This is a genomic window from Streptomyces sp. SID5785 (genome assembly GCF_009870065.1).
In the GTDB taxonomy this organism is placed as follows: domain Bacteria; phylum Actinomycetota; class Actinomycetes; order Streptomycetales; family Streptomycetaceae; genus Streptomyces.
In genome coordinates this window covers 1-8,095 of the sequence record NZ_WWIA01001142.1, presented here as the reverse complement: position 1 = coordinate 8,095, position 8,095 = coordinate 1, and the positions used below count along the sequence as shown (strand labels likewise).

The 8,095-nt window shown below is 73.3% G+C and carries 9 protein-coding genes; 7 read left to right on the top strand and 2 right to left on the bottom strand.

Features of this window, described 5'->3' with window-relative positions:
• Positions 1–289 precede the first annotated feature (289 nt).
• The 4 genes from GTW43_RS37115 to GTW43_RS37100 all read left to right on the top strand — a co-directional run bounded on the left by GTW43_RS37115 (position 290) and on the right by GTW43_RS37100 (position 4,114).
• Entirely contained in the window at positions 290–1,282 is a 993-nt protein-coding gene (locus GTW43_RS37115) for a PhlD (RefSeq protein WP_343246237.1), read from the top strand.
• 67 nt (positions 1,283–1,349) lie between these two features.
• Positions 1,350–2,018 (top strand): TetR/AcrR family transcriptional regulator, encoded by a 669-nt coding sequence (locus GTW43_RS37110; protein WP_161306363.1) that lies wholly within the window; start codon positions 1,350–1,352, stop codon positions 2,016–2,018.
• Positions 2,019–2,026: 8 nt separating this feature from the next.
• Positions 2,027–2,815, top strand: a complete 789-nt coding sequence (locus GTW43_RS37105; RefSeq protein WP_161306362.1) for an SDR family NAD(P)-dependent oxidoreductase — start codon at positions 2,027–2,029, stop codon at positions 2,813–2,815.
• 174 nt (positions 2,816–2,989) lie between these two features.
• Positions 2,990–4,114, top strand: coding sequence for an acyltransferase family protein (locus GTW43_RS37100; RefSeq protein ID WP_161306361.1), 1,125 nt, complete (start codon positions 2,990–2,992; stop codon positions 4,112–4,114).
• On the opposite strand, the gene GTW43_RS37095 is transcribed toward GTW43_RS37100, so the two are convergent.
• Positions 4,107–4,802 (bottom strand): DUF2470 domain-containing protein, encoded by a 696-nt coding sequence (locus GTW43_RS37095; protein ID WP_161306360.1) that lies wholly within the window; start codon positions 4,800–4,802, stop codon positions 4,107–4,109. The genes GTW43_RS37100 and GTW43_RS37095 overlap by 8 nt on opposite strands.
• 116 nt (positions 4,803–4,918) lie before the next feature.
• On the opposite strand from GTW43_RS37095, the gene GTW43_RS37090 reads away from it, so the two are divergent.
• The 3 genes from GTW43_RS37090 to GTW43_RS37080 all read left to right on the top strand — a co-directional run bounded on the left by GTW43_RS37090 (position 4,919) and on the right by GTW43_RS37080 (position 7,435).
• Positions 4,919–6,496 carry an FMN-binding glutamate synthase family protein gene (locus tag GTW43_RS37090; protein WP_161306359.1) on the top strand — a complete coding sequence of 526 codons (1,578 nt, stop codon included), beginning with the start codon at positions 4,919–4,921 and terminating at the stop codon, positions 6,494–6,496.
• A gap of 113 nt (positions 6,497–6,609) precedes the next feature.
• Positions 6,610–6,915, top strand: a complete 306-nt coding sequence (locus tag GTW43_RS37085) for a hypothetical protein (protein ID WP_161306358.1) — start codon at positions 6,610–6,612, stop codon at positions 6,913–6,915.
• 118 nt (positions 6,916–7,033) lie between these two features.
• Entirely contained in the window at positions 7,034–7,435 is a 402-nt protein-coding gene (locus tag GTW43_RS37080; protein ID WP_161306357.1) for an ATP-binding protein, read from the top strand.
• A gap of 64 nt (positions 7,436–7,499) precedes the next feature.
• Here the strand turns inward: GTW43_RS37080 and GTW43_RS37075 are convergent.
• Positions 7,500–8,095: MBL fold metallo-hydrolase (locus GTW43_RS37075; protein WP_161306356.1), on the bottom strand; the 596-nt coding region annotated here is incomplete at its 5' end.

Genomic DNA, 8,095 nt, shown 5'->3' with positions numbered 1-8,095 from the left:
CAGCACGCGCAGCACGGCCCGGGCTGGGTCTCCATCTGCGCCGCGCAGCCGATGACGGCGCCCGGTTCGCGCCTGTTCATCCTGGTGTTCCACCCGGGGACCACCCGGCCGCTGCACGCACGCCAGATGCTCCGCGCGCCCTCACCGATCGCGGAATCGAACCTCTAGACGAGCGCCACCTACCGTCCAGTACCTTGTGGCGCACCCCCCACACCCGACCCAGCCCTGTGGGAGTCGCCACATGCCCGTCCACATCTCACCCCCTCGCACCGTCCTCGGCACTCACAAGGTGACCACCGAAGAGATCGCCCAGGACATACGGGCACGCCATGCGTCCCACCCGCGCCTCGGCGCCTTCATGCGCGTCGTCGGCAACTGCGGCGTGCAGACACGCAACTTCACACGCCCCTTGCACTCCCCGACCGTCGCCGGCGACGCCGACGTCCACACACGGACACAGGCGGCCTTCGACGACGCACTCGACCTCGCCGAGCGGGCGGCGCTGTCCGCTCTCGAGACCGCGGGCCTGACCGCTGCCGACGTGGACGCCGTCGTCACCTCGCACGCGACGGGCTACTCCGTACCCAATCTCGACGCGCACCTCATCCATCGCCTCGGCCTGCGCCCCACGGTCCGCCGGATCGCCCTGACGACGATGGCCTGCGCCGGAGGGGTCCACGCCCTCGTCAAGGCGGCCGACCTGGTCCTGCTGAGACCGCACGAGAAGGTGCTCGTCGTGGCGGCCGAGGTGCTGTCCACCGCCTACAACCACCGGGCCGACACCATCGAGGCCATGATCTACAAGGCGCTCTTCGCCGACGCGGCGGGGGCGGCGGTCGTCAGCAGCACCCCGCTGGCCTCCGGGCTCGCCGTCGCGGACTCGCTCGAGTACACCCTGCCCGGCAGCCTGGACCGCTACCGCGGCCGGCTCGACGCGCACGGAATGCACTTCGACTCGACGAAGCAGGCACCCAGGGCACCGGCCGAGTCGATGCCGGCCCTGACCGAGTGGCTCGACGGACGTCCGGTCGACTTCGCCGTGATCCACCCCGGCAGCCTGAAGATGATCTCCGACACCGCGGACACCCTGGGACTCGGCCCCGCCCACACGGTTCACTCGACGGAGACCCTGGCCGAGGACGGGAACATCGGCGGAGTCAGCGCACTACGCGTCCTGGAACGCACCCACCTCTCCCCACCGCCCCCCGGCGCCCCGGGGGCCATGGTCGCCTACGGTCCCGGGTTCACCACGGCCGCCCTCTACGGGCACTGGCACGCGTGACATCACCCCAGAAAGTGTCCCTCGGGGACATCTGTCCCCACGGGACATAAAGGTGTACCGTGAAGGCATGAAGGCGAACGAGAGCGCGGCCCCGCACGGGGCCGGTGACCGGCGGCAGCTGAAGGCCCTGCGGACGCGCGAGGCCATGGCGGAGGCAGCCGTGGAGCTGGTCCTCGAGAAGGGGCTCGCGGCCGTCACCGTGGAGGCGATCGCCGAGCGCGCGGACGTCACGCGCCGCACCTTCAGCCGGCACTTCACCGGCAAGGAGGACGCGGCGCTGGACTTCACCCGCGCAGACGGCGCGGAGATCAACGCCGCGCTGCGCGAGCGCCCCGCCGGCGAGCCGCCGCTCCTCGCGTACCGCAGGGCCGTCATGCACTGGCTGGCCGGCCGCGGCACCCCGGGCTGGCACCACCGCCCGCGGCTGCGCGAGCTGTACGCGGTCGTGGACGAGGAGCCCGCGCTGTTCGCCGCGTACGAGCGGATCCGGGTCGACGCCCAGGACGAGTCCGTGCGCATCATCGCCGACCGGCTCGGCACCGACCCGGCCAGGGACCCGCGTCCCGAGGTCGTGGTCGGGGCCGCCGCCGGTGTGCTGACCGCCGCGCTGCGCACCTGGGCGCGCGGCACCGGCACGGACGCCGGAGACCTCGCCGACCTGGTGGCGCGGGCCTACGACGCCCTCTTCGGGGAGGCCGCCCTCGCGACGGCCGCCGACATCGCAACCAGAGAGTGAACCGCACCATGAGCACCACCCCCACCACCCCCGTCGCCGACGCCTCCACCGAGTTCGCCGGAAAGACCGCCCTCGTGACCGGCGCCGCGTCCGGCATCGGGCTGGCCACGGCCCGCCGGCTCGGCCTGTCCGGCGCGCGGGTCGTCGTCGCGGACTTCAACGAGCAGGGCGCGCGGGACGCCGTCGAGGCGCTGCAGAAGGAGGGCGTCGAGGCCGCCGCCGTCGCGCTGGACGTGACCCGGCCCGAGTCCGTGCGCGCCGCCGTGCAGTTCACGGTCGACACGTTCGGCGGCCTGGACCTGGCCGTGAACAACGCCGGCATCGGCGGCGCGAGCGCCCCGACCGGCGAGTACGACATCGATGTCTATCACCGGGTCGTCCGGACCAACCTGGACGGCGTCTTCTTCTCCATGCGGCACGAGATCCCGGCCATGGAGGCCGCGGGCAAGGGCGGCGCGATCGTGAACGTCGCGTCCATCCTGGGCTCGGTCGGCTTCGCGGGCTCGCCCGCCTACGTCGCCGCCAAGCACGGTGTCGTGGGCCTGACCAAGACCGCCGCCGCCGAGTACGCGGCGAAGGGCATCCGCGTCAACGCGGTGGGCCCGGGCTTCATCGACACCCCGCTCCTGAAGGAGATGGACCAGGCGGCCTACGACGGCCTGGTCGCCCTGCACCCGGCCGGCCGGCTGGGCCGGGCCGAGGAGGTCGCCGAGCTGATCGTGTTCCTGCTGTCCGACCGCGCGTCGTTCGTCGCGGGCAGCTACCACCTGGTGGACGGCGGCTACACGGCCGTGTGACACGCCCGGGCGCGGCTCACCGCAGGGCCCCCGGCGACGAGTTCGGACTCGTCGCCGGGGGCCCTTGTCCTGTTTCCGCCGTCATGGAACGGTCGACCGTGGGAAGGCGGGAGGCCTGGACACGGACCACGGACGGCACGGACGGACCCGGACGACGAGGGGCGCGACGGCACGATGGCACCACACGGACAGCAGGTACGGCGGCCGGGATCCGCGGGCGGCAAGGCGCGGGAGTCGTACTTCGACAACGTGAAGTACCTGACGATCGTGCTCGTCGCGTGCGGTCACGCCTGGGAGCCGCTGACGTACGGCAGCCGGGCGGTGCACGCGGCCTACCTGTTCGTCTACGCGTTCCACATGCCGGCGTTCGCGCTCGTCTCCGGGTACTTCTCGCGCAGTTTCGACATGGCGCCGGGGCGGATCAGGCGCCTGCTGACCGGGGTCGTCGTGCCGTACGTCGTCTTCGAGGTGGCGTACACGCTGTTCTACCGGTGGGCGCAGGACGACCCCGGCTACCCGATCAGCCTCCTCGACCCGTGGTACCTGATGTGGTTCCTGGTCGCACTGTTCGTGTGGCGGATGTCGACGCCGCTCTGGCTGCAGCTGCGCCACCCGGTGTGGGTCGCGCTCGCGGTCGGGACGGCCGTGTCGATGTGGCCGAGCGCGGGCGGGGACCTGGGGCTGCAGCGGGTGCTGCAGTTCCTGCCGTTCTTCGTGGTGGGTCTGGTGCTGCGGCCCGGACACTTCGCCCGGCTGCGGACCTGGCCGGTGCGCTGGGCGGCGCTGCCCGTGGTGGCGACGGCGGCGGTGGCGGCGTACGACGTGGCGCCGTGGTTCGACTCCGGCTGGTTCTACCACCGCGGCAGTGTCGACGGCCGGGGCGTGCCGTTGTGGACCGGGCTGATCGCCATGCCGGCCCTGTTCGTCCTCGCGCTGGTGCTCACGGCCTGCTTCCTGGCGTGGGTGCCTGGCCGCAGGCTGTGGTGCACGGCGCTCGGCAGCGGCACGATCTACGCGTACCTGCTGCACGGGTTCGTGATCAAGGCGTCCCGCTTCGGCGACTGGTACGACCGTCCGTGGCTGCACACCCCGCTGGGCGCGCTCGCGGTGACGGGTCTCGCGGTCACCGGGGTCACGCTGCTGTGCACGGAGCCGGTGCGCCGGGTGTTCCGGCCGGTCGTCGAGCCGGCCATGGCGTGGGCGTTCCGGCCCACGCGGCGCGAGCGGGAACGGGAGCGGGAACGCGCGGCCGCCGACCTGCCTGCGGCGGCGGCCCGCCGGCCCGAGCGGATCACCTGAGGCGGCGCGTGACGGCGTGCGCGGAGGCGAGCAGGCACTGCATGCGCTCGGTGAGCGAGACGAGGTCGTCGGCGGGGCTGTGGAAGGGGATGCGGACGTCGGCCTGGCCGCGGGTGCGCTCCAGCCGGAGGGTCAGCCCGTGCCGGTCGACGGCGAGCGGCTGGACACGGGTGACGCCGTGCAGGCTGTCGGGCGTGATGAGCCGGGTGAGCTGCTCGACGGCCTCCGGGTGGGCGTCGGCGAGATGGGTGAGCAGCCGGGGTTCGGCGTGGGCGAGCGGGTCCTCCGCGGCGGCGGCGAATTCGTCGAGGTCGATGCCGACGCGGCCGGTGCGGGTGTGCAGGACGACGCGCTCGGTGCGCAGCACGAGTTCCTCGCCGTCGGGGACGAGTTCGCCCGAGAGCCACAGGCGGGCGCGGACACGGTCCCGTACGGGCACGGGCGCGGTGTCGGCGAACTCGACGAGCGTGGTGGGGCGGCCGTGCGGGGCGCAGAGCACCGCGGCGGCCAGGACGCTGTCCGGCGGCGGAGCGATGCGTACGGTGCCGTCGGCGGCGACGCGGTGCGCGCCGACGAGGTCGTCCTGTCCCACGTCGGTGGTGACGCCGCAGCTCCAGGCGGTGGCGAGCACGGAGCGTGCGTGGGCAGCCGTGGTGGGCACGGCGGCAGCGATCGGTCGGACACCCATCCCGAACCTCCCTTAGGTAAGCCTTGCCTAACTTATAGGAGTTCTCGGGTGAGGGTCCACCCCGCGGCGCTGTGTCGCCCCCGTCCGGCCGAGGCCCGGTGCGGTTGACTCGGCGGATGCGCCGATACCTCGCACTCGTCGTCGCCGTCGCGGCGGCGCTCGCGGCCCTGGCCTGCGCCCTGCTCGTGTCGCCCTGGTGGTGGTGCGCCGCCGGGCCGCTGTCGGCCCTGGCCGCGCTCGGCGTCGGCGACCTCGTCCAGACCCGCCACTCGGTGCTGCGCAACTACCCGCTGCTCGGCCGCACCCGCTTCCTCATGGAGGCGTTGCGGCCCGAGCTGCAGCAGTACTTCATCGAGCGCAACTACGACGGCCGGCCCTACGACCGCGACGTGCGCACGATCGTGTACGAGCGGGCCAAGGACACCGAGGCCGAGGAGCCCTTCGGCACCGAGCAGGACGTGTACGCCTCCGGGCACGAGTTCCTGGTCCCGTCGATGCGGCCGGTGGACCCGCCCGAGCAGCCGCTGACGGTACGGATCGGCGGGCCCGACTGCACCCGGCCGTACGACATGGCGCTCCTGAACGTCTCGGCGATGAGCTTCGGCGCGCTGTCCTCGCACGCGATCCGCGCGCTCAACGAGGGGGCGGCGCGCGGCGGTTTCGCGCACGACACCGGCGAGGGCGGCCTGTCGGACCACCACTTGGCACCCGGCGGCGACCTCGTGTGGGAGATCGGCACCGGCTACTTCGGCTGCCGGACGGCGGACGGCGGCATGGACCGTGCCGAGTTCGCCGACAAGGCGGCCTACGAGCAGGTGAAGTGCGTGTCCCTGAAGCTGTCTCAGGGCGCGAAGCCCGGGATCGGCGGGGTGCTGCCGGGCAGCAAGGTCGACGCGGAGATCGCCCGGGTGCGGGACGTGCCGGTGGGCGAGACGGTCGTGTCGCCGCCCTACCACCGGGAGTTCACGACCCCGCGCGAGATGGTGCTGTTCCTGGCCGAGCTGCGACAGCTGGCGGGCGGCAAACCGGTCGGGTTCAAGCTGTGCGTCGGCTCACGGGTGCAGTTCCTCGCCGTGTGCAAGGCCATGCTGGCCGAGGGGGTGAGCCCCGACTTCGTGATCGTGGACGGGTCGGAGGGCGGCACCGGCGCGGCCCCGCTGGAGTTCGCCGACCACCTGGGCACCCCGCTCACCGAGGGCCTGATCACCGTGCACAACGCGCTCGTCGGGTGCGGGCTGCGCGACCGGATCCGCATCGGGGCCAGCGGCAAGGTGGCGACCGGCGCCGACATCGTCAAACGCCTCGCGCAGGGCGCGGACTTCACGAACGCGGCCCGCGCGATGATGTTCGCCGTCGGCTGCATCCAGGCGCAGCGCTGCCACACCAACACCTGCCCGGTGGGCGTCACCACGCAGGACCCGCGCCGGGTGCGTGCCCTGGACATCGCCGACAAGGCCGCCCGTGTCCACCACTACCAGCGGGCGACCGTGCGCAGTGCCGCGCAGATCATGGCGGCGATGGGCGTGCGCGAACCGCGCGCCCTGGACCCGCGGTTCCTCGTGCGCCGGATCGCCCCGCACGAACTGGTCCCGTACGCCGAGCTGTACGCGTGGCTGGAGCCGGGTGAGCTGACCGGGGGCGCGCGGCCCGGGTGGGCGGCGGACTGGAGCGCGGCGGACCCCGACCGCTTCTGAACACCACCTGTCCGCCCCCGACGCGCCACCCGCTCGCCCCAACTCCACGCGAACGAGCGGCGAATATGCCAACCGCCCCCATGCCGCGGGTACGGGCGGCATCATGACCCGCCATGGACGGTACTGCGCTGCTCAGAGAACTGTTCACGGCCGACGAGTACGAGGCGGTCCGCAGGCACGCGGACCATCTGGGGGTGTCCGTCGCCGAGTACGTGGCCCGCTCGGCCGCCGAACGGGCGCTGGAACGCCTGCATCTGACCGAGTCCCTCGCGGCCGGGTCCCCGCATCCGGGGAAGCCGCCGATACCGCAGTGGGCGGGAGAGCTGCGCCGGGCTGCCGGTTCCGCACCGGCGCTCGACCGCTTCCTCGACACCCTCGCGCACCCCTCGGGCCCCGCGACCCCGTCCGACTCCGGCTGACCGGGCACCGGGACGTCCGGCCGACCTGCGACCTGCGACCTGCTTGCCGATCACGTTCTGCGGGAAAGGGGCTCGTTACCGGGGTTCGTCCCCACCCGAACGAAAGGGAGTGATCGTCATGCGTGCGTCCACGGACGCCGAGCGGCGTACCGCGCGCGTGGAGTTCCTGATGCCACAGGGTTCGGGAGCGGCACGCTGGGCCCGCCGCATGACCCGCTCGTTCCTCGCCGGACGCGACCGCTGCCCGGCGGGCGACGCCGAGCTGGTGGTCTCGGAGCTGGTCACGAACGCCACCCGGGCACACGGCAGCAGCGTCCGGATGACGCTGCGCCTGGACGCGGGCGGACTGACGGTGGCCGTACGGGACTTCGCGCCGGGGCTGCCCCGGCTGCAGCCCGCGTCCGCGACGGCCGAGTCCGGCCGCGGAATCGCTCTGGTGCACGCGCTGGCCGACCGCTGGAGCGTCGAGCCGCACCCCTACGGCGGCAAGACCGTACGGGCGGTGCTCGCCCCCTGCTGACGGCGGTGGCGGCCCGTGCCGCCACCGCGTCCGCCCCGCGACAGGGCCGCCCGGTGGTCCGGGGTCAGTGGCCCCGGGCGATCCACTCGTCCAGGTGCGGCGCCTCCGCGCCGATCGTCGTCGCGTCGCCGTGACCCGTGCGGGCCACGGTCTCGCCGGGCAGCGTCAGCAGCTTCGTACGGATCGACTCGACGATCGTCGGGAAGTCGCTGAAGGTACGTCCGGTGGCGCCGGGCCCGCCCTGGAACAGGGTGTCCCCCGTGAAGACCGTGCCGAGGTCCGGGGCGTACAGGCTGACCGCGCCGTGACAGTGGCCGGGCGTGTGCAGCACGGTCAGCTCGGTGCCGGCGACGGACAGCCGCTGCCCGTCGGCCAGTTCGCCGTCGGGGGCCCGGTCCGGGTGCGTGCGCTTCCACAGCTCCGTGTCGGCCGGGTGCAGCAGGATCGGGGCACCGGTGCGGTCGGCGAGCGCGGGGGCCGCGTCGATGTGGTCGTCGTGCGCGTGGGTGCACACGACGGCGACGACCCGGCGGTCGCCGACGGCCGCGGCGATGGCGTCGGCGTCGTGCGCGGCGTCGATGACGAGGACCTCGCGGTCGTCGCCGACGAGCCAGACGTTGTTGTCGACGTCCCAGGTGCCGCCGTCGAGGGAGAAGGTGC

What these genes read in the sequence shown, in the direction of transcription:
- GTW43_RS37110 (WP_161306363.1), top strand. Translation starts at nt 1,350, where the DNA reads ATGAAGGCGAACGAGAGCGCGGCCCCGCACGGGGCCGGTGACCGGCGG.
- GTW43_RS37105 (WP_161306362.1), top strand. Translation starts at nt 2,027, where the DNA reads ATGAGCACCACCCCCACCACCCCCGTCGCCGACGCCTCCACCGAGTTC.
- GTW43_RS37100 (WP_161306361.1), top strand. Translation starts at nt 2,990, where the DNA reads ATGGCACCACACGGACAGCAGGTACGGCGGCCGGGATCCGCGGGCGGC.
- GTW43_RS37095 (WP_161306360.1), bottom strand. Translation starts at nt 4,802, where the DNA reads ATGGGTGTCCGACCGATCGCTGCCGCCGTGCCCACCACGGCTGCCCAC.
- GTW43_RS37090 (WP_161306359.1), top strand. Translation starts at nt 4,919, where the DNA reads ATGCGCCGATACCTCGCACTCGTCGTCGCCGTCGCGGCGGCGCTCGCG.
- GTW43_RS37085 (WP_161306358.1), top strand. Translation starts at nt 6,610, where the DNA reads ATGGACGGTACTGCGCTGCTCAGAGAACTGTTCACGGCCGACGAGTAC.
- GTW43_RS37080 (WP_161306357.1), top strand. Translation starts at nt 7,034, where the DNA reads ATGCGTGCGTCCACGGACGCCGAGCGGCGTACCGCGCGCGTGGAGTTC.